This window comes from Synechococcus sp. CS-1326 (assembly GCF_025128115.1).
Taxonomy (GTDB): domain Bacteria; phylum Cyanobacteriota; class Cyanobacteriia; order PCC-6307; family Cyanobiaceae; genus Regnicoccus.
In genome coordinates, this window is the sequence record NZ_JAHLYV010000023.1 from 44,674 (window position 1) to 67,343 (window position 22,670).

Annotated in this window: 20 protein-coding genes; 16 read left to right on the forward strand and 4 right to left on the reverse strand. The window is 64.8% G+C overall.

The genetic code is table 11. The annotated features are described in order from the left end of the window. The first annotated feature begins 171 nt into the window (after nt 1–171). The 13 genes from KQ307_RS08840 to KQ307_RS08900 all read left to right on the forward strand — a co-directional run bounded on the left by KQ307_RS08840 (nt 172) and on the right by KQ307_RS08900 (nt 16,579). The gene (locus KQ307_RS08840; protein ID WP_259701863.1) at nt 172–603 is read left to right on the forward strand and encodes a hypothetical protein; all 432 of its coding nucleotides are present in this window, start codon (nt 172–174) and stop codon (nt 601–603) included. A 75-nt stretch (nt 604–678) separates the two neighbouring features. Beyond that, entirely contained in the window at nt 679–1,392 is a 714-nt protein-coding gene (locus KQ307_RS08845; protein WP_259701864.1) for a heme oxygenase (biliverdin-producing), read from the forward strand. A gap of 2 nt (nt 1,393–1,394) precedes the next feature. Then, on the forward strand, nt 1,395–2,438 hold the full coding sequence (locus KQ307_RS08850) for a glycosyltransferase (RefSeq protein ID WP_259727723.1): 1,044 nt from the start codon (nt 1,395–1,397) through the stop codon (nt 2,436–2,438). Between the two features lie 81 nt (nt 2,439–2,519). Continuing rightward, on the forward strand, nt 2,520–4,346 hold the full coding sequence (locus tag KQ307_RS08855; protein ID WP_259701866.1) for an ABC transporter ATP-binding protein: 1,827 nt from the start codon (nt 2,520–2,522) through the stop codon (nt 4,344–4,346). A 226-nt stretch (nt 4,347–4,572) separates the two neighbouring features. Further along, nucleotides 4,573–5,526, forward strand: a complete 954-nt coding sequence (locus KQ307_RS08860) for a glycosyltransferase (protein WP_259727724.1) — start codon at nt 4,573–4,575, stop codon at nt 5,524–5,526. Beyond that, nucleotides 5,523–6,830, forward strand: coding sequence for an O-antigen ligase (locus tag KQ307_RS08865; RefSeq protein ID WP_259727725.1), 1,308 nt, complete (start codon nt 5,523–5,525; stop codon nt 6,828–6,830). Before KQ307_RS08860 ends, KQ307_RS08865 begins: the two co-directional genes overlap by 4 nt. A gap of 25 nt (nt 6,831–6,855) precedes the next feature. Continuing rightward, the gene (locus KQ307_RS08870) at nt 6,856–7,872 is read left to right on the forward strand and encodes a hypothetical protein (RefSeq protein ID WP_259727726.1); all 1,017 of its coding nucleotides are present in this window, start codon (nt 6,856–6,858) and stop codon (nt 7,870–7,872) included. Continuing rightward, nucleotides 7,869–9,035, forward strand: coding sequence for a glycosyltransferase (locus tag KQ307_RS08875; protein WP_259727727.1), 1,167 nt, complete (start codon nt 7,869–7,871; stop codon nt 9,033–9,035). The genes KQ307_RS08870 and KQ307_RS08875 overlap by 4 nt, the downstream gene beginning before the upstream one ends. Next, on the forward strand, nt 9,028–10,323 hold the full coding sequence (locus tag KQ307_RS08880) for a glycosyltransferase (protein ID WP_259727728.1): 1,296 nt from the start codon (nt 9,028–9,030) through the stop codon (nt 10,321–10,323). The genes KQ307_RS08875 and KQ307_RS08880 overlap by 8 nt, the downstream gene beginning before the upstream one ends. Continuing rightward, nucleotides 10,316–11,506 carry a glycosyltransferase gene (locus tag KQ307_RS08885; protein WP_259727729.1) on the forward strand — a complete coding sequence of 397 codons (1,191 nt, stop codon included), beginning with the start codon at nt 10,316–10,318 and terminating at the stop codon, nt 11,504–11,506. The genes KQ307_RS08880 and KQ307_RS08885 overlap by 8 nt, the downstream gene beginning before the upstream one ends. Before the next feature lie 195 nt (nt 11,507–11,701). Beyond that, nucleotides 11,702–14,074 (forward strand): UvrD-helicase domain-containing protein, encoded by a 2,373-nt coding sequence (locus tag KQ307_RS08890; RefSeq protein WP_259727730.1) that lies wholly within the window; start codon nt 11,702–11,704, stop codon nt 14,072–14,074. Nucleotides 14,075–14,078: 4 nt separating this feature from the next. Then, nucleotides 14,079–15,653, forward strand: coding sequence for a hypothetical protein (locus KQ307_RS08895; RefSeq protein ID WP_259727731.1), 1,575 nt, complete (start codon nt 14,079–14,081; stop codon nt 15,651–15,653). A gap of 56 nt (nt 15,654–15,709) precedes the next feature. Continuing rightward, complete coding sequence (locus tag KQ307_RS08900; protein WP_259727732.1) at nt 15,710–16,579, forward strand: sulfotransferase; 870 nt, start codon at nt 15,710–15,712, stop codon at nt 16,577–16,579. A gap of 116 nt (nt 16,580–16,695) precedes the next feature. Here KQ307_RS08900 and kdsA read toward each other — a convergent pair whose 3' ends face one another. After that, nucleotides 16,696–17,553, reverse strand: coding sequence for a 3-deoxy-8-phosphooctulonate synthase (kdsA, locus tag KQ307_RS08905; RefSeq protein ID WP_259727733.1), 858 nt, complete (start codon nt 17,551–17,553; stop codon nt 16,696–16,698). 83 nt (nt 17,554–17,636) lie between these two features. On the opposite strand from kdsA, the gene KQ307_RS08910 reads away from it, so the two are divergent. Continuing rightward, the gene (locus KQ307_RS08910) at nt 17,637–18,347 is read left to right on the forward strand and encodes a glycosyltransferase (protein ID WP_259727734.1); all 711 of its coding nucleotides are present in this window, start codon (nt 17,637–17,639) and stop codon (nt 18,345–18,347) included. 22 nt (nt 18,348–18,369) lie between these two features. Here the strand turns inward: KQ307_RS08910 and KQ307_RS08915 are convergent, their stop codons facing one another. Continuing rightward, nucleotides 18,370–18,933: an HAD family hydrolase gene (locus KQ307_RS08915; protein WP_259727741.1), complete on the reverse strand. Its 564-nt coding sequence runs from the start codon at nt 18,931–18,933 to the stop codon at nt 18,370–18,372. An 86-nt stretch (nt 18,934–19,019) separates the two neighbouring features. Here KQ307_RS08915 and kdsB point away from each other — a divergent pair, with 86 nt between their 5' ends. Further along, the gene (gene kdsB / locus KQ307_RS08920; RefSeq protein ID WP_259701879.1) at nt 19,020–19,796 is read left to right on the forward strand and encodes a 3-deoxy-manno-octulosonate cytidylyltransferase; all 777 of its coding nucleotides are present in this window, start codon (nt 19,020–19,022) and stop codon (nt 19,794–19,796) included. Here the strand turns inward: kdsB and KQ307_RS08925 are convergent. Then, nucleotides 19,788–20,789, reverse strand: a complete 1,002-nt coding sequence (locus KQ307_RS08925; protein WP_259727735.1) for an SIS domain-containing protein — start codon at nt 20,787–20,789, stop codon at nt 19,788–19,790. The genes kdsB and KQ307_RS08925 overlap by 9 nt on opposite strands. Nucleotides 20,790–20,848: 59 nt before the next feature. On the opposite strand from KQ307_RS08925, the gene KQ307_RS08930 reads away from it, so the two are divergent. Beyond that, entirely contained in the window at nt 20,849–22,144 is a 1,296-nt protein-coding gene (locus KQ307_RS08930; protein ID WP_259727736.1) for a CCA tRNA nucleotidyltransferase, read from the forward strand. Nucleotides 22,145–22,155: 11 nt separating this feature from the next. On the opposite strand, the gene smpB is transcribed toward KQ307_RS08930, so the two are convergent. Continuing rightward, nucleotides 22,156–22,653, reverse strand: a complete 498-nt coding sequence (gene smpB / locus KQ307_RS08935) for an SsrA-binding protein SmpB (RefSeq protein WP_259701882.1) — start codon at nt 22,651–22,653, stop codon at nt 22,156–22,158. Nucleotides 22,654–22,670: the final 17 nt, after the last annotated feature.

Here is a 22,670-nt window from a genome sequence, read left to right on the forward strand (position 1 = left end):
TTCAAGCGGGGGTGAAGAGGCTGGAGTTCAGGAGATTCCGGGTGGGGGTTCCTGGCTTTCTGACAACCAGTGCTCGCAGAAGCCGCTGAGACCCTGCAGCATGGTTGATCGGGTGAGCCTAGGTTCAGCCCGATCCGCTGTTCTGCTCAGGGGAAACCGAGGGGAAATGCCATGAATGCGGCAGATCTGGCCCGCAGCCCGGAGATGGCCGGGGCCATCGCCTCGGCGGCGGCCCTGTTCCGCCGTCAGTTTCCTGATGCCAGGGCCAATCTCACCCCCTGGCGCGATGATCCCGACACCCGGCGTTTCGCCGAGGAGGAGTCGGTGGATCTGGCCTTTCACTTTCCCGGCTGGAGCCCCCGGCTGCAGTGCCGCAGTCTGCTGATCCAGCTGCGTCTGGCCGAAGCGCCCGGCCAGGGGGGCAGCCAGGGGCCACCACGCCTGCTGGGGGTTCTGATCAGTGGCATGACCTTTCAAGGTGAGCAGTGGCGGCTTGCCACCGTCGGGGACTGGCAGGCGAGCGGTCCGAACCTTCCCCAGCCCGAGGTGGTGGCGCTGCTCCAGCAGGTCTGCCGCGACCTGTTCGCCCTGCTGGCCGCGTAACCCTTCGCAACCTTCAGACAGCCCTTGCCCAGCGCCAGCCTTAGTTTGAGCGTTCTCTCCCAGGCTCCCAGCGAAATGGCTGTCGCCCTTGCCACGCAGTTGCGAGAAGGCACCAAAAAGGCCCACACGATGGCCGAGAACACCGGTTTCGTCACCTGCTTCCTGAAGGGAGTGGTCGACAAGGCCAGCTACCGCAGGTTGGTGGCCGACCTCTTCTTCGTGTACAGCGCGATGGAAGAGGAAATCGGCAAGCTCAAAGGCCATCCCGTGGTGGGGCCGATCGCCAGCGATGCCCTCAACCGGCGCGCCACGCTGGAAGCCGATCTGGCCTTCTATTTCGGCGCCGACTGGCGCCAACAGATCCAGCCCACCCCCGGCGCCCAGTCCTACGTGGCCCGGCTTCACCAGGTGGCCGAGCAGACGCCCGAACTGCTCGTGGGTCACCACTACACCCGCTACATCGGCGATCTCTCCGGTGGGCAGATTCTCAAGAACATCGCCCAGAAAGCGATGAATCTGGGCGAGCACGATGGGCTGCGGTTCTATGAGTTCGATGCCATCCCCGATGAGAAGGCCTTCAAGGCCAACTACCGCGAAACCCTCGACCGGTTGCCGATCGACCAGGCCACGGCCGATCGGATCGTGGCGGAGGCCAACCACGCTTTCCACCTCAACATGACCATGTTCCAGGAACTGGAAGGCAATCTGGTGGCGGCCATCGGCAAGGTGCTGTTCGGCTTCCTCACCCGTCGCCAGCGCACCGGCAGCACCGAGGTGGTGGCGGCCTGAGCTTGCGTCCGCTCCGCTTTCTGGTTCCCGGCACCACCGGTCGATTCCGTTGTGGTGGCCTGCAGGTGGAACTGCAGACGGCGCTTCTCACCTCTGAGCTGGTCAGCACCGAACTGGTCACCTACCGCCAGCGGGAGGAGGGTCGCCCCTTCCTCGCTGACCTTCTCTGCCATGAGCCGGCGCCGGGCACGGCCCTCTGGATCGTGAGCTGGGGCTTCGACGTGCCGAAGCTGCTGGGCCAGTTGAAGGGTCGGCCGGTGGCCTACCACGCCCACAGCAGCGGCTATGGCTTTGATCTGCCTGCCGGGGTGCCGGTACTGGCCGTGAGCCGCAACACCCTGGGCTACTGGGGGGATCGGGCACCCCGCAATCCCCTGTTTCTGGTGCCCAATGCACTCGAGAGCCAGTGGCTGGAGCGCGGCGCCCGCCACGACCTGGCCCGGCGACGACCGATCGATGTGCTCGTGCAGGCCCGCAAGAGCAGTTCCTATTTGCTTGATCAACTGGTGCCCGCTCTGCGCCAACGGGGGTTGCAGGTGGAGGTGCAGCAGGGCTGGGTCAACGACTTGGTCGATCTGTTCAACAATGCCGCCGTTGTTCTCTACGACTCCGCCGATTACTGGCGTGGCCGGGGCGTGAGCGAGGGCTTCGGGTTGCCGCCGCTCGAGGCGATCGCCTGCGGCTGCGTGGTGTTCAGCAGCCTCAACCATGCCCTGGCCGATTTCATCGAGCCGGGTGTGGTCGGCCACCAGATCGGTGCCGGCACCCTGGCTGGCGACCTGGAGCGGATCGCGGCGGCGGTGGCCAGGCCCCACAGCTGGCAACCCGTTGAGGCCAGACGGGCGGTCTTGCTGGCCCAATCGTCCGAAGCCGAATCGCTCTGTCGCTGGGAGCAGGCCTTGACGGCCATCGACGCGCACTGGGATCGGCTGCTGGCGGGCTCACCGGCGCTTCGGCAGCCGTCGCAGCTGCAGCTGCGCACCAGTCAGGCACTCACACGGTTCTCGATCTGTTTCCAGCGCTGGCGTGGACGATCGGTTCTGTGACTGGCTTGTCTGACGAGCCCAGCTAGAACGTGACCGATAGGGTTGATGGATTCTCAGGCAGAGCCATCCATCTCAGTGAGCTTGAGCCTTCCCGTGGCGTTGCAGAGCCAGACCCTGGCCCAACTGGGCCGATTGTTATCTTATTTGCCAAGAAAACGTTTGCAAGGCTTGATTGCCCTGCTTTCCGTCTCCCTGTTGGTGGGACTGTTTGATCTTGTTTTTGTTGGCCTCCTGGCCAGACTGGTTGGTGCGCTGAGCGGCGTGAAGCTTCAGGACAGGATCCCACAGATCTGGTTCTTTGGAGGGGGGATGGCATCCCAATCCCTCTGGATTGTGGGAATCTTGATCACGTTGATCTGGATATCCACTGGCCTCAAGTTTCTGACAGCTGCCCTGCAAAGCTACCTGAGTGCGCAGATCTGGGCTGATTACGGGAACCGCATCTATGCCAATATCCTGATGCAGGATTTTGAGTATTTTCAAACCCAGAAGTCCGCTCACTTGCTTGCCCGTTTGAATCGCATTCTTGGCAAGATTTCAGACGACATCATTCTCCCCCTGCTCACGGTTGTTTCGAGCTCCCTGTCCGTTGGGGTTTTGACGATCGGTGTGGCGGTTGTATTGGGCCCGATCGCCATCATTCTGTTTGTGGCTCTTCTGGCTGCTTATTCATCCGTATCGGCGCTTTTGATCGCTCCTTTGCGCCTGGCCTCGAAGCAGAAATTACGGTTTGCTCTGAGGATCAATTCCCTTCTGATGGAATCGATCCGCTCGATCAGGGACGTTCAGCTGTATGCGGCTGAACAGCGATTCATTGACAAGTTCTGGTCAATCGGAATCACCGGTAAGCGGTATGACAGAATTGCCAAATTGCTACCAGATATCCCGCGCTATATCATTGAGCCGGCGGGCATCACCATTCTCTTCGCGATTGGTCTTCTCCCTATTCTGCTGGATGAAGATCGCAAACTTCAGCAGGCGCTACCTGCCCTCGCTGCCGTCATGTTCGCGGCACTGAGGATATCGGCCCCGATTCAGTCTATTTTCAGGTCGGTGAATCGGTTTCGCGGCAGCCTTCCTGATATTTCAGATGCCTTGCAATTGCTGGATCTGAAATCATCACGGGCCACCCTGCTGAGTCCTGGTACCCCCTCGCCGGCTGGTGTGATGCCGAAAAATACAATCAAACTGTCGAATGTCTGGTTCCGGTATGCCAGCTCGGAAGATTGGGTGATCAAGGGTGTCAGTCTGACGATTCCGATCGGATCCAGAGTTGCTTTGGTGGGGAAAACCGGTGGAGGCAAGACCACAACGGCCCATCTTCTGCTTGCCCTGTTCAAGCCTCAGAGGGGATCGATCCAGCTCGACGGTATTGAGCTGGCCTATGAGGAGATCCCGGCCTGGCAGGCCTGTTGTGCGATGGTACCCCAGGCCATCGTGCTGCTCGATACCAGCATTCGGGAGAATGTTGCCTTTGGTGTGGATGATGCAGACATCAATGATTATGCGGTTTGGGAAGCACTTGAAGCGGCTCAGCTGAATGAGTTTGTCTCGGAGCTTCCCTACGGGCTCTACACCATGATTGGAGAGAATGGCTTGCGTTTATCCGGCGGACAACGCCAAAGGCTGGCTCTGGCTAGAGCTTTTTACAAGGATGCGAAAGTCCTTGTTCTGGATGAAGCCACCAGTTCTCTTGACAACAAGACAGAGAGCAGTGTGCTGGATTCTCTTGAGCTGATCGGCAGACGCTGCACCACGATTGTGATTGCCCACCGACTCAGCACTGTCAGGCATTGTGATCGCATCTACGAGTTTGCCGATGGTCAGATCAGGGCCCATGGAAACTATGAGCAGCTGCAGTTGAGATCGGAGTCATTTCGTGAGCTTGTATCATTAGACAATGGCTGATATCACCCTTCTGTCAACCGCAGATTGGGATCAACTTCTCTGGACAAATAAGCAGCATGTTGCCTCGGAGTTGGCCAGTCTTGGCCACCGTGTTCTTTATGTCGAGTCCCTGGGCCTTCGTGCTCCAAGGCAGCAAGCTCAGGATTTCAGGAGGATCGGGCGCCGCCTGCTGAGGTCCCTGAGGCCACCTCGGCTGGTCAGGCCCAACCTCTGGGTCTGGTCGCCGTTGGTTCTGCCCGGGGTTCGCGGAGCACTGGCCAGGCAGATCAACCGACTGCTGCTGCTGCTTGGCCTGGCCAGTTCACGCCGCTGCTTGAAGCTGCGGCCTGATTGGTTGTGGACCTACAACCCGAAAACGATTGCCTATGGTCTGCCCCATCCCTATGGGACCTTGATCTACCACTGTGTGGATGAGATCCAGGCCCAGCCGGATATGGATGCAGCTGATCTCTCGTTCTGGGAGGAGCAGCTCTGTCGTGCGGCAGACCTTGTTTTTGTGACGTCTCCAGCCTTGCTGGAAAGCCGAATTCAGTATAATAAGAACACCCATTTCTTCCCGAACGTAGCTGATCACAGCCACTTTGCCAGTGCGCTTGATCCTGGTCTGGCCATACCCGATGATCTCCTGGCCATCCCAATGCCACGCATCGGTTTTGTCGGCGCGATCAGCGGTTACAAGCTTGATCTCGACCTGCTCGCTGAGCTGGCGGATCAAACCCCTGAGTGGTCCTATGTGATGATCGGGCCGGTGGGCGAAGGTGACCCTGGCACGGATCTTTCCAGGCTGCGTTGTTGCAGAAATGTGTATTGGCTCGGCGCCAAGCCTTACCCGATTCTACCGGCTTACATGAAAGGTTTGGATGTTGGCCTGCTGCCACTCCGCTTCAACCGCTACACCCATTCCATGTTTCCAATGAAGTTCTTTGAGTACCTTGGAGCGGGTTTGCCTGTGGTGGCTTCGGCGATTGATTCCCTGCGGGATTATCGAACGTGCGCGTTGCTTTGTGAGCCGACTGTGAGCGCTTTTCGCCAGGCCCTGCAGGGTTGCCTGGATGGGAAAGGCCCCAATCTGCAGCTCCGCCTTGATACCTCAGCCCAGCACACGTATCACGGCCGCACCTTGGCCATGCTCAGCATTCTGGCGACGGGGATGCGGCAGCAAGGATGGATCTTGCCTTGACCAGGATCTCCCTTCTGCCAACTCAGCCCATCTCCAGGCTCCTGCTGTGGCTTGGCTCGATTCAGATCTATGACGGGCTTCTCCCCCTGATCATTGTTCTCCATTCCTACCGCGATCAGAGCAAGACCGCCCTTGGTCTGATGGTGATCTGGATGGCGATCCGGTTGATCATTCCGATGGTTGCGCAGCATCGTCAGCAGCCATCGCAGCCTCCATTTGAGGCGGTTTTCCTGGCTCTGCTGCTGGTCAACACCCGTGTGATTGTTCTGCGTGAGGATCTGCATGGCCCCACCGACTTCCTGGTCATCGCGATCGGCCTGGTGATTGGTGCGCGTCAGAGCTGGCGGCAATGGCGGATGTCCTTCGGCTGGCTCGCCCTCACTGCCGTTCTGTTGGCCATCAACCTGGTTTGGATGCATCCCGCCACGCTCAGTTGGACCTCCACGGTGGTTCGGGATATCTATGAGTTCAGTTTGAATGGCCATGGTGGAATCAATCGCTTTGCGACGATCTTGCTGTTCGTCACCCTCAGCGCCACATCTTTTTTCTTGCTGAGCTCAACGCGTCTGGCCCGTCTTTATGGCCTCGGCATGGCTCTGATCGGTTACGCGATGTGCTTAAGCACTGACTCGCGGCTGGCCCAGTTGGCACCGCCAGTGGCACTCCTGCTTGGCTGGTTGACGCCCCGCATCTGGCAGGGCTCGACGAAAGCCCTGAGGCTGGCCATTGCCAGTCTGACGACGGCAGGATTGATCGTCGGACTCTGGTGGTTCTATCTGGCCCCTGATGCCCAGGTGAATCAGATCTCCGATTTAGGTCGGTTCGAGGCTGGGGCCTGCTGGTTGTCTCTGATGTTCATGGGAAGGAACCGCTTTCTCTATGGAGTCGGCTTCGGCCCCAAGGCGGATCAGATGTGTGGCCATCTCAAGGGTGGAGAAGGATTCGGCCATGCCCACAACACGATCGCCCAGATGGGTGGCCAGCTTGGAGTGCTCGGCATCATGGCGTTTTTCATCCTGGTTCTGATCGTGCTGTTCGGCCTGTCGCGGCAACGCCTGCAGTGGATGTCCGGGGCTGGTGGGGCCATCGGCACGATCGCCACCAGCCGCTGGATTCAGGTGGTGGTTGGTCTGAATGCTCTGCTGCTGATGAATGCTCTGGCCACCACGATCTACCGCGGGAATCAGGTGAACCAGTGTCTGATTGGTTTTCTGGCTTCCACCTCACTGTGCTGGCTGCTCGCCCCGCCCAGTCCTCCGCTGGCTGAAGGCCTGCCGGGGCCAACCCCGCTCAGGCACGGCTGATGATCGCGAGGAGCAGGGAGAGGCCGTGAACGCACCAGCGAGAAGGCGAATCCGCACCTACCTGCCTGAATGGCTCCTGGCCTGGGTGACCGTGGCTGCTGCGGGCCTGTTGCGAGGTTGCGGCCAGGCTGGAGCTGGCTTTCAGCTGCTGAAGCGGTTTCAGCAGCGCTGGCCTCGCAATCCCGTCGTGCTGGCAGCGATCATTCCTGGGGCGATGGCACGGCAGGAGTATCCCTTCGGGGTGCGGATGATCGAGGATCTCTGGCTGAATTCCGGCCACACCCACTACCTGCATCGCCTGTTGTTCCGGCGTTCGACGCGACCTGCCGACATCGATCAGCGCCTCTGCCTGTTTCCGTTGATCGCCGCCAGTGAAAAGCTTCCGTCCCACTACCGCGCCTATGCCCTGATCGTGATCGCTTACCAGGCCATCAGCCTGGACGATGCGGCCCGGATCGGATCCGTTTCCAGGGATCTTGAGCGTCTGGTTGACGCACTGACGGCGGATCAAGCGACGTTCAGCTGTCAGCGCTCCAATCGGGAGAACCGTATCAAGTTGCTTGTCTCTGTGTACACGGCCCTGTCCAGGCTGTACCTGGCCAGCTCAGAGTTCTCCTCCTTCGCCAGCGTCGGCTCGCGGGTGACGGCCTTGCTGGATCATCTCGATTTCCATGCCATTGATCGTGACAGTTCCTACCGCCTGACCCGGAACTTGATGCGTTGCCTAGCCATCGATGCTCTGCAGGCCTGGTACCTCCAGGACGCCGAGAACTGGCAGCGGGCCTTGCTTCGTCTGCGTCGTGCCCATGATCATTGCCAGGAGCCGATCTTTGATCAGAGCAACGCCCAGGAAGATCATCGGGGTTTTGCCAGGGAGATGCTGCAGGCGGTTGCCATTGTCGAAGCCTCAGACTGGCCGACTGAGAAGCGGGATGAGCAGATTCATCATCTGATCACGTTGATCATCAAGACCACCTACGAGCCGCGCTTTCTGGTCAAGATCAGATCCCTGTTCGCTCCCTACCTCACGGCTCCACCATGACCAGGCGGGTGGCCTTTTACATTGATTCTCTCAAGACAGGTGGCGCAGAGCGTGTCACTTTGCGAATGGCCGTCTGGTGCCTTGAGGCCGGTCTTGATCCGCTGCTGCTCACCCACCGTTCGCCGACGGCAGATTTCTATCCCGTTCCGGCGGGCATCGAACGGCATGTGGAGTCGCCCGACGCCGCCTGGCTGGCCCGCCTGGGCTGGCTTGGATTTCCCTGGCGTGTCCTGGCACTGCGCCGTTGGCTGATTCGGAACAGGATTGACACGGCGATCGGGATGACCACTCTTCCCGGCATCAAGCTTCTGCTGGCAGCCAGGAACCTTCCCCTGGCCTGCTGGGTTTCAGAACGCAACTATCCCCCCGCCAAGCGTCCCTCGCTTCCCTGGCGCCTGTTGCGCTGGCTCACCTATCGATGGGCGGACCTTCATCTCGTCCAGACAGCCCAGACCGGTGACTGGCTCAGGCGTCGGCTCAGGGCGACCCCTCAATTGCTGCTGCCGAATTCGATCGTCTGGCCCTTGCCGTCGTTCGCGCCGCTGGTGGAGCCGGCCGCACTGCTGAAGCGCTCCGCCGCTGGTGGCCAGGCGGACTTCGCTGACCGGCCTGAATTCCTGCTGGCTGTCGGAACCAAGGCTTTTCAGAAGGGCTTCGACCGATTGGTGCGCGCTTTTGCCCTCCTGGCCCCCGCCCTGCCCCAGCTGCACCTGGTGATCGCCGGGCTGGGGGAGGGCGATTATCACGGCCTGGATCAGCGGGCCGCTCTCAAGGGCTTGCTGAATCCGACCAGCTCAGCTCTGGCGCGCCTCCATTTCCCAGGAGTGGTGGGCAATATCGGCGATTGGTATGCCGCCTGTCAGATGTTCATCCTCCCTTCCCGGTACGAGGGGTTCCCCAACGTTCTGCTGGAGGCGATGGCTTCCGGCTGTGCCTGCGTGGCCTTCGATTGCTGCACCGGCCCGGCTGATCTGATCCGGGATGGGGAGAACGGGCTGCTCCTGCCGGCCACGGCCACGGATCAGGCTCTGGCAGACGCCATCCTGGCCCTGCATCGCAACGCCGATCGGCGCCGGCGCCTCGCTCAGCAGGCCAGGGCGGTTCGCGACCAGTTCAGTGACGCGCGCCTCAGCCGGCGGTTCATCGAGGCCCTTGATGGCTGATGACCTCTGGATCGTGGTGCCCCATCTCGGTGCGGGAGGTGCGCAGAAGGTGGCGATGCTCGCCGCCGCCCATTTCGCTGCGCTGGGATATCGGATCACCGTCGTCAGCCTGCTGCCCGACAAGACCCAGGTCCACAGCGTGCCTGCCGGGGTGCGCCTGCTTGATCTGGGCGAAGCCGTCAAGGCAGCCCAGCGCGGCGACTGGTGGGACCGCTCCCTGCTGGCCCGCAGTCGCCGCTTCCTCAGGCTGTGGCTGCCGCGCCTGGCCTCCTGGTTTCTGCTGATCACCCTCTGGCCCTGGCTGCGGCAGCTGCGTCCCCCCCGGGGCGCCGCACTGATCCGTTGGCTGCTGCGCGGCGTGGGTGGTCCCCAGGCCTCCCTGCTGCGGCAGCTGCTGGTGGCGGAGCAACCGCCCCGGCTGCTGGCCCTGCTCACCAAGACCAACATGCTGGCCGCCCAGGCCAGCTGGGACCTGCCCCTCCACCTGGCAGTGTCCGAGCGCAACGACCCCCGCCTCCAGACCCTCGGTTTTCCCTGGCAGCGGCTGCGGCTTCTGCTCTACAGGCGGGCCGATGCCCTCACCGCGAACACCCGGGGAGTGCTGAGAACCCTTGCCGACGACCTGGCCATGCCCCAGGCCCGCCTGCTGCCCAACCCCCTGCCGCCGGGGATCGGTCTGGCTGCTGAATCCCCCGCCAACGCCAACGCCAACACCAACGGCAACGGTCAGCGCTCTGCGGACTGCCTGGCCGTGGCCCGGTTGGTTCATCAGAAGGGCCTGGATGTGTTGCTGGAGGCCGTGGCCCTGATGGCAGCCAGGCCGATCGGCTGGCGGCTGGTGATCGTGGGGGATGGTCCCCAGCGGCCGGCCCTGGAAAGCCAGGCTCGCCAGCTGGGGATCGAGGCCTGGATCCGCTTCGAAGGATTTCAGGCTGATGTGATGCCCTACTGCCGGCGGGCCCGGATCTTCGTGCTGCCCTCCCGTTTCGAAGGAATGCCCAACGCCCTGCTGGAGGCGATGGCGAGTGGGTTGACAGCGATCGTGACCGATGCGTCGCCAGGGCCGCTTGAGCTGGTGGAGCACGGCCACACCGGACTGGTGGTGCCGGTGGAGAACCCCAGGGCCCTGGCCGCAGCGATGGAAGCCCTGCTGGCCGATCCCGGGCACTGCGAGCGCCTGGGTCGGGCGGGCCGTGAGCGGCTGGCAGCGCAGGACTGGCAGATGATCGAACCCCTCTGGCGATCGGCACTGAACCTGCCGGCCGTTTCGCCGGAACGGGATGGCTGAGCGGCTCCTGCTGCTGGTGCCGAGCCTGAAGGCACCGTCGGAAACGTTCATCCGTGCCAATGCCGCCGGCCTGCCCTTCGACACGGTCGTGGTCTGCGCGGATGAGATCCCCTGGCGGGGTCCACCGCTGCGCAGCGCCTATGGGTTGTCGATCCTGTTCAGCAAGCTCTGTTTCAGGCTGGCGCCCAGCCTGCCGCAAGCGCTGGGGCTGGCTGTGCAGCGGCTCGGCAGCTGGCTGCCGTCGCAGCTGATGATCCGGATCTGCCGGGTCGAGCGGCCCGACCTGGTGCTCGTCGAATTCGGCTTCCATGCGGTGCAGGTGATGGAGCTGGTGCCGGCCACCGGTCTTCCCCTGATCGTCCATTTCCGCGGAGCCGATGCCTCCGCGCACCGCTACCTGGTTCAGTTGCGGGTTCCGTACCGGCGGCTGCTGGCGCTCGCCAGCGCGGTTGTGGTCAAGTCGGGGCTGATGCGCGAAACAGTGCTCGGTCTGGCCGCAGCCCGCGAACCTTCCCTGCGGGTGCTGGTGAGCCCCTCAGGGGCCAATCCAGACCTCTTCCACGGCGCCGCCCCGGCGGCGGCGCCACCGCGCTTTCTCTGTGTCGGCCGCTTTGTGGCCAAAAAGGGGCCCCTGCTCACCCTTCAGGCCTTTGCCCAGGCGGCCAGGAGCTGCCCTGAGCTGGAGCTGGTGATGGTGGGGGAGGGCCCCCTGCTCGCCGAGGCACGTCAACGGGCCAGCCAGCTCGGTCTGGCCGGGCGGGTGCGTTTTGCAGGGCTGCTGCCCCCTGCCGAGATCGCCCAGCTGATGCGTGGCAGCCGAGGCTTTCTGCAGCATTCGCTCACGGCTCCCGATGGTGATCAGGAAGGCTCCCCGGTGGCGGTGATGGAAGCCCAGCTCAGCGGCCTGCCGGTGGTGGCCACCTGGCATGCCGGCATTCCGGACGTGGTGGTTGATGGGGAGACCGGGCTGCTGGTGGTGGAGGGGGACTGGCAGGCGATGGCGGCGGCGATCAGCAGGCTGGCCGCAGATCCCACCCTGGCGGCAAGCCTGGGCCAGGCCGGCCGGAAGAGGGTCCTGAAGGGCTTCACCCAGGCGCATCACTGGAGAGCGTTGCAGGACTTGGTGACTGCGGTTGTGATCGAGCGGAGGGCAGATCAGGGCCTTGCAGATGGAGAGCCCTGACCAGTATTGGCCGGAATGTGCTGGAGTGAGGCAGGTCAGAAGGGCGGTTTCAAGTATTCTTTTCGGGCCTATTTATTGATTGGTTGAAACATTTTCGGGGCCCGCATTCCAGCCGCTCAGCAACGACGTCTCTGCCCGTTCTGACAGTGATCCAGGGTCAGGTTGCGCTGCTCGATGGGATAGATTCACGGGCTGATGAGTTTCCTTGCCGGCCTCAATGACGCCCAGCGCCGGGCGGTGGATCACCACAACGGCCCGATGCTGGTGGTGGCGGGAGCGGGGAGTGGCAAGACCCGCGCCCTCACCCACCGGATCGCCCACCTGATCGGCCACCACGGCGTTGACCCCGCTCAGCTGCTGGCCGTCACCTTCACCAACAAGGCGGCTCGGGAGATGAAGGAGCGGCTGGAGCTGCTGCTGGCCCAGAAGCTCGCCCAGAGTCAGTTCGGCCAGCCGCTGGGCACCCTGAGCGCCCAGCAGCAGCGGCAGCTGCGCAGCCGCATCTACCAGGAGGTGATCAAGGAGCTGTGGATCGGCACCTTCCACGCCCTGTTCGCCAGGTTGCTGCGCTTCGACATCGACAAGTACAGGGACCCGGATGGGCTCACCTGGACCCGCCAGTTCTCGATCTACGACGAATCCGACGCCCAGACCCTGGTCAAGGAGATCGTCACCCAGGAGCTGGGGCTTGATCCCAAGCGTTTCGAGCCCAAGAAGGTGCGCTGGGCGATCAGCAACGCCAAGAACCAGGGCTGGCTGCCCGAGCAGCTGGAGCAGGAGCAGCCCGGGCAGCGGGGCAAGCAGGTGGCCGACGCCTACCGCCGCTACCGCCGCGCCCTGGCGGCCAACAACGCCCTCGACTTCGACGACCTGCTGCTGCTGCCCGTGCAGCTGCTGCAGAGCAACGAGCAGGTGCGCCGCTACTGGCACGGCCGCTTCCGCCATGTGCTGGTGGATGAATACCAGGACACCAACCGCACCCAGTACGACCTGATCAAGCTGCTGGTGACCGGCGGCGCCGAGCCGGAGCAGTTCGACGACTGGGGCGATCGCTCCGTGTTCGTGGTTGGGGATGCCGACCAGAGCATCTACAGCTTCCGCGCCGCTGATTTCACGATCCTGATGGGCTTCCAGGACGATTTCGGCGATCGGGCCAGCGATGAGGCCACCCGCACGATGGTGAAGCTGGAGGAGAACTACCGCTCCACCGCCACGATCCTGGGGGCCGCCAACGCCCTGATCGCCCACAACACCGAGCGGATCGACAAGGTGCTGCGGGCCACCCGCGGCGAGGGGGAGCCGATCACGGTGACCCGCTGCGACGACGAGATCGCCGAAGCCGAGGCGGTGGTGCATTGCCTGCGGATGCTGGAAGCGGCCAACCCGGAGCTGCGCTGGGGCGGCATGGCCGTGCTCTATCGCACCAATGCCCAGAGCCGGGCGATGGAGGAATCGCTGGTGCGTTGGGGCATCCCCTACATCGTGGTGGGAGGCCTGCGCTTCTACGACCGGCGCGAGATCAAGGACGTGCTCGCCTACCTGCGGCTGCTGGTCAATCCGGCCGACACGGTCAGCCTGTTGCGGGTGCTGAACGTGCCGCGCCGCGGCATCGGCAAGACCACCGTGCAGCGCCTCACCGATGCCGCGGCCCAGCTGGGCCTGCCGCTCTGGGAGGTGGTGAACGATGCCGAGGCGGTGCGCTCGCTGGCGGGCCGCTCGGCAAAGGGTCTGCTGCAGTTCGCCGAGCTGATCGCCGACCTGGGCCGCCGCATCCAGGACGCCCCCCCATCCGAACTGGTGCAGCGGGTGATGGAGCAGAGCGGCTACCTGGCCGAGCTGATCACCGAGGGCACCGATGAGGCGGAGGAACGCCGCCGCAACCTGCAGGAGCTGGTGAACGCGGCCCTGCAATACCAGGAGGAAAACGAGGAGGGCTCGCTGGAGGGTTTCCTGGCCTCCGCCGCCCTGGCCAGCGACGCCGACAGCAAGGACACCGAGCAGGACCGGGTCACCCTGATGACCCTGCACGCCAGCAAGGGCCTGGAGTTTCCCGTGGTGTGCCTGGTGGGACTAGAGCAGGGCCTCTTTCCCAGCTACCGCTCCCTGGAGGATCCCGCCGCCCTCGAGGAGGAGCGGCGCCTCTGCTATGTGGGCATCACCCGCGCCAAGGAGCGCCTGTTCCTCTCCCATGCCAGCGAGCGGCGCCTGTGGGGCGGCATGCGCGAGCCGGCGGTGCCGTCGGTGTTCCTTTCGGAGCTGCCGCCGGAGCTGGTGCAGGGCGACATCCCCCGCAGCGGCGGCGCGTCCCTGCGGCGTGAGCAGCGGCTGGATCGGCTCACCCGCGTCGACCGCGAGGAAAGCTTGCCGGTGGCGGCCAATGCGGTGCGGCGGCGGGCACCCAGCAAGCTCTGGGCCGTCGGGGACCGCCTTCACCATGCCAACTTCGGCGATGGCCACATCACCCATCTGTTCGGCAGCGGTGAGAAGATCTCGATCGCCGTGAAGTTCGAGGGCATGGGCCCGAAGATCCTCGATCCCCGCCTGGCGCCGATCGAACCGTTGCCATGAGCCGTTGTCGCCGCTTCCGATGAAGCGGGCCCATCGCCCTGCGTCCACCCGTGGAGCCAGCGGCGCTCCTGCCGGCTCACCAGGGCTGAAGGGCTTCATCCTGCTGGCTGTCCTGATCGGGCTGGGCCTGCTGGCATCGCGCGGATGGCTTCGGGCTTACTCCTACTGGCATGACGAGCTGTTCTCGATCGGTGCGGCCAGTGCCGATTCATGGGCGGATCTTTTTCAGGCCTGGATCCTTCCCGATACCCACCCGCCTCTCCATCTGGTTCTGCTGAAACTCTGGATCGGCCTGTTCGGATCCGGTGAGATTCCCGCCCGGCTGCTCAGCCTGATTCCCGCCTGGCTGAGCCTGATCGCCATCGCCGTGGCCACCCGCCGCGGTGGCTTCACGCGCCAGTTGATCGCCGTTCTGTTTGTGGGCACCAGCCCGCTGTTCAGCCTGTATTCCCAGGAGGTCCGCCCCTATGGCTGGGCCCTGCTGTTCGCCACGACAGCGGTGGCGACGATGACCCTGCTGTGGCGATCACAGCTTCAAGGCGGTGCGATCAGCACGCCGCAACGGCGCCGACTTCGCCTCGGCTTTGCCCTGTCGCTCCTGCTGCTCTCACTCACCCATTACTTCGGAGTGATGTATGCCGTCACCCTGATCGCCTTGGATCTCCGCGCAAGGGCACCGTGTCTGGGCCGCCGCCGCCATGGACTGCTTCTGCTGCTCTCGCTTGCCGTCTGGCCGCTGCTGCATGGGCTGCTCGGCAGCGGTGGCGGTCGGGCGGGTTGGATTCAGTCGGAGCCGGTGATCAGTGTGATCAAGGCGGCTTTCAATGCGGTCTTCCCAGCCTTCAGCGTGGCCCTGGCCCTGGCTCTGATCGCCGGCCTGAGCCTGGCGCTGATGGCACGGCAGCAACGGCAGGAGCGGCCAGCCTCCCTGCAGCAGGCCCTGAGGCAGGAGCCCAACGCCGCTGAAGCGGTTCAGCTGCTCGTCGGCATGGCTGTGTTCGTGGGCCTGATCTGCCTGATCGACCTGGTCAAACCCCTGTCGGTGGAGCGCTATTTCATTGTGCTGCTTCCCGCGCTGGCGCTGGCCCTCGCCGATGCTGGGCAGGCCCTGATCAACGTTGGCAGCAGGCAGGCCAGGCATGCGACCGTTCTGGTGCTGGTGGTGGTGCTCTCGATGCATCTCTGGCACGCCCAGGAGGTTCTGGCGGCCAAGATCCATCCCCAGGAGAACTACAAGCAGCTGGCCGGTTTTCTCCGCTCAACAGACCTGTGCCACAGCGGCTGCTCCAGTGTGTCTGCGAAGCAGAACCGGCTCAGGCCCTATTTCGATGCCATCAAGATGATCCGCATCGACCTGGATCAGCCAGACAGCCTGGCCACGGCGCGGCTGCCATTCGTTGGCCTGCATGGAGAGCAGAAATTGATCCGGCCCCTGCTCGCCTCCCACCCTCAGGCCAGCTGCTGGGAACCCCGGCAATCTTCGCCTTCCAGCACGTTCGTGGTGCTGGATCCGGATCCCGGTGTGCGGCCCCGGTCCTTCGGTCTGCGGACCTGTGATCGGCAGAAGGGTGCGGCGTGAGGAGGGTGGCCGATCAGCCGGCAGCCCTAAAATCAGCGATTCAGCCAGGCCCTGTCTTGCCCAACCTGTTGCTGATTCGAGGCCTCGGCCACAGCGGCAGCACCATCCTTGATCTCGCCCTTGGCGCCCATCCGCAGATCGTCGGGCTCGGTGAGGCGGCCCGCCTGCTGGCCGTGCCTGCCCCCGGTGAGGAGTTGCGGGCGCCAGCGCAGTTGCGCCGCACAGGGGTCGGAAGCCTGCGACAAACCCGCCGTTGCAGTTGCGGCGAACTGGCTGTCGATTGCCCTGTCTGGGGTCCGATGCTCGAGTGGTTGCCAGGCCACGATGATCAATCCCTGGCCAGGAAGATGGGGCAATTGCTTTCCTCGCTGGAGCGCCACCAGTGCCGTGGCGGGGCGCCGCTGTCTTGGGTAGTGGATTCATTCCAATCCGACCGGACACTGACCTCGGGCCATCCGCTGCCACCGGAGTTGGGCGATTGTCAGATCCGGGTGTTGTTTCTGGTGCGTGATCTTCGTTCCTGGGTTCATTCAACCTGTCGTCGATCCGGGCGCAACCCGTGGAGGGCCCTGGCCCGCTGGTGGCGGGAGAATCAACGGATTGAGGCCCATCTGCGCCGCAGCGGCATCCCTTTTCTCCAGCTTGGCTATGAGGAACTGGCCCTGGCTCCGGAAGCCGCCCTGCGGCTGATCTGCGGGTGGCTGGAGCTGGATTTCCACCCCGCCATGCTGGCTCCGGGTCAGCACAGCGGCAGCCATGTTCTCTCCGGTAATCGGCTGCGCCATGACCCAGCCCGCATCGCCCGCATTCACTACGATGGGGCCTGGCTCTCAACCCGTTCGCTGCCGGTCGCCCTGGCTCCACTACTGCCTGGGGTGAGTGCCATGAATCAACGGCTGGTCTATTCAAACGGGCTGCTGATTTAGTCCATTCACAGCTGTCAATCGTGATCAGCAACCAGGATCTCCTGCCTGAAACTTCTCTGCCTGAAACTGCTTCCTAAACAGGCGCTCAGAAACTGCAGGCGCTCAGAAACTGGCGCTCAGAAACTGGAGGGAGCCGGTGCCTCGCCGACAGCGCCGTGGAGCGCCACCAACTGCTCCAGCAAGGCCTCCAGGCGGTGGAGCGGAACCATGTTCGGCCCGTCGCTGAGGGCCTTGTCCGGATCGGGGTGGACTTCCATGAACAGGCCATCCACCCCCACCGCCACGGCGGCCCTGGCCAGGGGCGCCACGAACTCCCGCTGGCCGCCCGTGCTGCTGCCCAGACCACCGGGTTGCTGAACGGAATGGGTGGCGTCGAAGATCACCGGACAGCCCAGGTCGCGCAGCTGGGGCAGGGCGCGATAGTCGACGACCAGGGTGTTGTACCCGAAGCTGGAGCCCCGCTCGGTGAGCCAGAGCTTCTCCAGGCCGGCGGCGCGCAGCTTGGTCACCACCTGGGCCATGTCCCAGGGAGCGAGAAACTGTCCCTTCTTGACATTCACTGTCCGTCCCCAGGTTTGAGCCGCCTCGGCGGCCGCCAGCAGCAGATCGGTCTGACGGCAGAGAAAGGCGGGGATCTGCAGCACATCCACCACTTCGGCGACCGGGGCCGCCTGCCAGCTTTCGTGGATGTCGGTGAGCACCTTCAGGCCGAAGCGTTGCTTCACCTCCGCGAGCACAGCCAGCCCCGCCTCCGCCCCCGGGCCGCGGAAGGCCTGCCCGGAGCTCCGGTTCGCCTTGTCGAAGCTGGCCTTGAACACGTAATCGATGCCCAGGCGATCGGTCATCGTCTTGACATTGCCGGCGATCTCGAAGGCCAGCTCCGGGCTTTCGATCACGCAGGGGCCGGCGATCAGGGTGAGGGGCATTGCAGCGGGCGTCTCGGCGGTCCGCACAACCGGACTTGCGCCCAGCATGCCTGAGCTCTCCAGCCTGAGGCCTGCCGGAGGGCCTGTTGGGGAGAGGCAGGGCAGTCAGGAGCGAGCGGTAATCTCCTGCAATGACAGGCCCCATCCCCATCTTCATCGGCTACGACCCCAGGGAGCGGGCAGCCACCAACGTGCTGATCGACAGCCTCTATCAGCGCAGTTCGGCCCCGCTGGCGATCACCCCGCTGGTCACGCCGCAGCTGGAGGCCCAGGGGCTGTACCGGCGCGACCGTGATCCCAGGCAGAGCACCGCCTTCTCCTTCAGCCGCTTTCTGGTGCCTCACCTGATGGGTTATCGGGGTTGGGCCCTGTTCATGGATTGCGACATGCTCTGCCGCGGAGACATCGCCGAGCTGTGGGCCCTGAGGGATGGGGCCTATGCGGTGATGTGCGTGAAGCACGCCCATGTACCGCAGGAAACGGTGAAGTTTCTCGGCGAAACCCAGAGCGTTTACGAGAAGAAGAACTGGAGTTCGATGATGTTGCTGAACACCGACCGCTGCACGGCCCTCACGCCCGATTACGTGAACAGCGCCAGTGGACTGGAGCTGCACCGTTTCCGCTGGTTGGCCAGTGAGGATGAGATCGGCTTTGTTCCCGACCGATGGAATCATCTGGTGGGTGTTCAACCCCCCCCTGCCGCCGGCGCGAGGGAAGGTGGTCCCGGGCTTCTGCACTGGACCCTGGGCGGCCCCTGGTTCCGGGAGAACCGCACCATGGGCGGTGATCTGGCAGCCGAATGGTTTGCCGCCAGGGATGACGCCCACAGCCTCTGGAACTGACCGCTGCAGAGGACCGCTGGCGCTAGTCGTTGCGCTGCCGCCAGCCTGCGCCATTGATCTCCTGCCAGAGCGGGGTGCCGCGCAGCAGGCGCTCGGCCAGTTCCCGCACGGCTCCCTGTCCCCCCCTGCTCCTGAGCACCAGGTCGGCCTGGCGGCGCAGGCCCGCTGCCGCATCGGCGGTGGCCACCAGCAACCCGACCCGGGGCCTGACGGCCAGATCGTTGAAGTCATCCCCGATGAAGGCGGTGTGCTCCGGTGTCTGGTTGAGTTGCCGCTGCAGCTCTGAAAGGGCGGTGGGTTTGTCGCCGACCCCCACCAGGCAGTGCCGGATCCCCAGCTGCTCGGCCCTGCGCTCGGTGGCACCACCGCCGCCGCCGCTGAGAAAGGCCACCTCGAGGCCGGCCCGCTGCAGCAGCTTGATGCCGAGGCCATCCCTGACATCGAAACGTTTGGTCAGCTCACCTCCGGGGCCGTACCAGAGCCCCCCGTCGGTGAGAACGCCATCGACATCCAGCACCAGCAGGCGCACCCTGCCCAGCCGGGAGGGCAGGCTCCACCGTTGCCTGAGTCTGTGGATGCGTCCCATCGGCCAGCTGCTCAGCAGGGCTGAGCCAGACCGGGGACGCAACGGGCCCCGGCGATAGGCTCAGCCTGCAGACCGATCAACAGAGCATGCGGTTCGTGGTGGCGGTGCCGGCCCGTCTCGCATCGACCCGGTTGCCCGGCAAGGTGATGGCCGAGATCGGCGGCAAGCCGATGCTGCAGAGGGTGCTGGAGCGCTGTTGCCAGGCCCGCTGCCCCGCAGCGGTGGTGTTGTGCACCGACAGTGAGGAGCTGATCGCGGCCGCCACCGGCTGGGGGGTCACCGCCCTCGCCACCAGTGCCGCCTGCAGCTCGGGCAGTGAGCGGATCGCTTCGGTGGCGGAGCGCCTCCTGGCGATCTCGGCCTCGGCCGCCAGCGACACCGTGATCATCAATGTGCAGGGGGATCAGCCGTTCATCGATCCAGGCGTGATCGATGCCATGGCGATCGAGTTCGAGCGACGGCAGCCGATCCCGGCGGTGATGACCCCCATCTACCGGCTTGGGGCCGACAGGATTCACGATCCGGATGTGGTGAAGACCCTGGTGGCGGCGGATGGACGGGCGCTCTATTTCTCCCGGTCCGCCCTGCCCCACGTCCGTGGTGTCGATCCCTGCGATTGGCATGCCCAGGCGCCCTATTGGGGACACGTGGGAATCTATGGCTATCGGGCCGATGTGCTGCTCCGGTGGAGCGATCTGCCCAGTTCTCCCCTGGAGATCACCGAGAAGCTGGAGCAGCTGCGCCTGCTGGAGGCGGGCATCGGCATCGACACCTTCGTGGTGGAGGGGGAAGCCCTGTCGGTGGACACGCCCCAGCAGCTGCAGCAGGCACGGCAGCTGGCCAGCGGGATGCAATCAGGCTGAGCCCGGACGGGTCAGCCCCGCCTGGACCAGGTCATGGAGCCTGAGCAGGCCGAGCATCCGCCGGTCTGCGGAGACGACCGGCAGCACACCGATCGGTTTGCGGCGATTGCTCTCCATGCGTTCCAGCGCCGTGATGGCCAGGGTGCCCTCCGTAATCGTGACCGGATCGGCGGTCATCAGATCCACCGCCCTGAGCTGATTCCAGCCATCCGGGCTGCGGCTCACCAGGGCGCGGCGCAGGTCGCCATCGGTGATGATCCCGCCGAGCCGTTCGGCATTCTCCGGGTGGGCCACCCAGCAGGCGCCGACACCATCGGCGGTGATGTGGGCGATCACCTGGGCCAGGGGGGTGTCGGCTGTCAGCGGGGCGAGGCGGCTGACCGGCACCATCAGGTCGGCGGTGGTGAGGGTGAGCTGCCTGCCGAGCGAGCCGGCCGGGTGGTTGAGGGCGAAATCGGCCGGAGAGATGCCACGCCGCTCCATCCAGACCGCCGCCAGGGCATCGCCGATCGCCATCGCCACGGCGGTGCTGGCGGTGGGCGCGAGGTTGAGGGGGCAGATCTCCCGGTCGACGGATCCATCCAGCACCACATCGGACGCCCTCGCCAGGCTGGAGTCGACCCTGCCGACCAGGGCGATCCGGGCGGTGCCGCGCCGCCGCAGGTGGGGAACGATGCCGATCAGTTCCTGGGTTTCACCGCTGTTGGAGATCAGCAGGCTCACATCCTCGGAGCCAACCACCCCCAGATCACCGTGCAGGGCATCGACGGGATTGAGATAGATGGCCATCAGGCCGATCGAGGAGAAGGTGGCGGCGGTCTTGCGGGCCACGATGCCGCTCTTGCCCACACCGGTGATCACCAGCTTGGCGCGCTTGTCGGCGCAGCCATCCAGCAGGCTCAGGGCCGCCTCCACCTGGGCAGCATCGAGGCGATGGGCGCTGGCCTCGATGGCGGCCGCCTCCTCGATCAGGCAGCGGGTGAGCGCGGACACGAAACAACTCCGGGAGGATGGGGCCATTCTCAACCTGCGGACTCGAGAAGGCCCCGTCGATGACCGCCGCCGATCAGCCAGCTGGAATCCCGCCGGAGCTGATCACGCGGCTGCTGGAGGCGGCCGCTGACGCGCCGATCGCCCTGGTCGGCGGCGCGGTGCGTGATCTGTTGCTGCACCGGGTGCACCTCGACCCCTGGCGTGGGGTGCCTGATTTCGATCTGGTGGTCGAGTCGCCGCCGCCGGGCGCCGGGCGCCAGCTGGCCGCGCCCGATCCGGCTCAGCCGGCCGCGCTTGATCTGGCCCGTCGGCTACGGGACCGCCTCGGCCCGGCGGTGGTCATCACCTACCGGGAGCATGCCGCCTACGGAACGGCCGAACTGCAGCTCCGCCAGCCCCAGGGTGCGGTGTTCCTCGACCTCGCCAGTGCGCGGCGGGAAGACTATCCAGTGCCTGGAGAGAACCCCCAGGTCCGCTTCGGGGTGCTGGGGGACGACCTGTCCAGGCGGGATTTCACGATCAATGCCATGGCCCTGCCGTTGGGACCGGATCCATCCGGTGGCGACCTGGCAGCCGCCCTGATCGATCCCCATGGCGGTCAGGCCGACCTGGAGCGCCGACAGTTGCGCTTTCTGCATGACGGCAGCCTGCGGGATGATCCAACCCGGATCGTCCGCGGGGCGCGCTACGCGGCCCGGCTGGGTTTCAGCCTGGCGCCGGAGAGCCAGGCGCAACTGCGGGCCACCCTGGAGGAATGGCCATGGGGATGGCGGATCGGCGACCACCCCGATCGGGTTCCTGCGGCGCTCGGCACCCGGCTGCGGATGGAGCTCGAGCTGCTGTTCGATCGCGAAGCCTGGCAACCGGCCCTGGGCGCCCTGCAGGCCTGGGGTGCCCTCCCCCTGCTCGATCCGGCGCTCCAGCAGGATCCGCAGCTGTTCCGGCGTCTGCGCTGGGCCAGGCGGTTCGGCCTGCCGTTGCTGGTGGCCTTTCTGGCTGGAGCCGGCGATCCCCTCGCCCTGGCGCAGCGGCTTCAACTGGCGCAGAAGGATCAGCAGATCCTGGCCGGCCTGCTCAGCCTGCGCCAGCAGCTGCCCAGCCTCCCCCCTCGCAGCCCCTCCCAGTGGTGCGCCCTGCTGGAGGCCCCGGGCCGTTCGCCGGAAGCGGTTGCCCTCGCCCTGGCCTGCGGCCTGGGGCCCCGGCGGCCCCTGTTGCGCTGGTTGTTGCGCTGGCGGCGGCTGCGGGCGGTGGAATCGGCGGCTGAGCTGATCGCCCAGGGACTTGTTGCGGGGCCGGCCCTCGGCCAGCGGCTGCGGGAACTCAGGAACCAGCGGCTCGATCAGGAGCGCCGCTGATCAGCCGATCTTCAAAGCCTGGCCATCGCCGAGCGCACTTCCCGGTCGGCGTCCTTGCGGCGCTCGTCCTGGCGCTTGTCGTGCAGCTTGCGGCCCTTGGCGAGGCCGAGCGTGAGCTTGATCCACGACCCCTTGAGGTGGAGGTTGAGCGGGATCAGGGTCAGCCCCTTCTGGTCGAGGGCGATGCGCAGCTTGTCGATCTCGCGGCGATGGGCCAGCAGCTTGCGGGTGCGCAGCGGCTCGTGGTTGTAGTAGGCGCTGGCGTGGCTGTGGGGGGAGATGTGAACGTTGTGCAGTTGCAGCTCGCCGCCGCGGATCAGGCAGAAGCCGTCGCGCAGGTTGGCCTTGCCGGCCCGGATCGATTTCACCTCCGTTCCCACCAGTTCGAGGCCGGTTTCGATGGTTTCGAGGATCTCGTACTGGTGGCGCGCGAATCGATTGTCGGCCAGCAGCCGGTTGGCCGCATCCCGGGCTGCCCTGGCCGCCTTCTTGCCTGCCCCCTTGGCCATCTCCCTCCCCAGCGCTG

Excerpts from the sequence above, each read along its gene's own strand:
- KQ307_RS08840 (WP_259701863.1), top strand. The coding sequence starts at position 172 with ATGAATGCGGCAGATCTGGCCCGCAGCCCGGAGATGGCCGGGGCCATC.
- KQ307_RS08845 (WP_259701864.1), top strand. The coding sequence starts at position 679 with ATGGCTGTCGCCCTTGCCACGCAGTTGCGAGAAGGCACCAAAAAGGCC.
- KQ307_RS08875 (WP_259727727.1), top strand. The coding sequence starts at position 7,869 with ATGACCAGGCGGGTGGCCTTTTACATTGATTCTCTCAAGACAGGTGGC.
- KQ307_RS08880 (WP_259727728.1), top strand. The coding sequence starts at position 9,028 with ATGGCTGATGACCTCTGGATCGTGGTGCCCCATCTCGGTGCGGGAGGT.
- KQ307_RS08885 (WP_259727729.1), top strand. The coding sequence starts at position 10,316 with ATGGCTGAGCGGCTCCTGCTGCTGGTGCCGAGCCTGAAGGCACCGTCG.
- KQ307_RS08890 (WP_259727730.1), top strand. The coding sequence starts at position 11,702 with ATGAGTTTCCTTGCCGGCCTCAATGACGCCCAGCGCCGGGCGGTGGAT.
- kdsA (WP_259727733.1), bottom strand. The coding sequence starts at position 17,553 with ATGCTGGGCGCAAGTCCGGTTGTGCGGACCGCCGAGACGCCCGCTGCA.
- KQ307_RS08910 (WP_259727734.1), top strand. The coding sequence starts at position 17,637 with ATGACAGGCCCCATCCCCATCTTCATCGGCTACGACCCCAGGGAGCGG.
- KQ307_RS08915 (WP_259727741.1), bottom strand. The coding sequence starts at position 18,933 with ATGGGACGCATCCACAGACTCAGGCAACGGTGGAGCCTGCCCTCCCGG.
- kdsB (WP_259701879.1), top strand. The coding sequence starts at position 19,020 with ATGCGGTTCGTGGTGGCGGTGCCGGCCCGTCTCGCATCGACCCGGTTG.
- KQ307_RS08930 (WP_259727736.1), top strand. The coding sequence starts at position 20,849 with ATGACCGCCGCCGATCAGCCAGCTGGAATCCCGCCGGAGCTGATCACG.
- smpB (WP_259701882.1), bottom strand. The coding sequence starts at position 22,653 with ATGGCCAAGGGGGCAGGCAAGAAGGCGGCCAGGGCAGCCCGGGATGCG.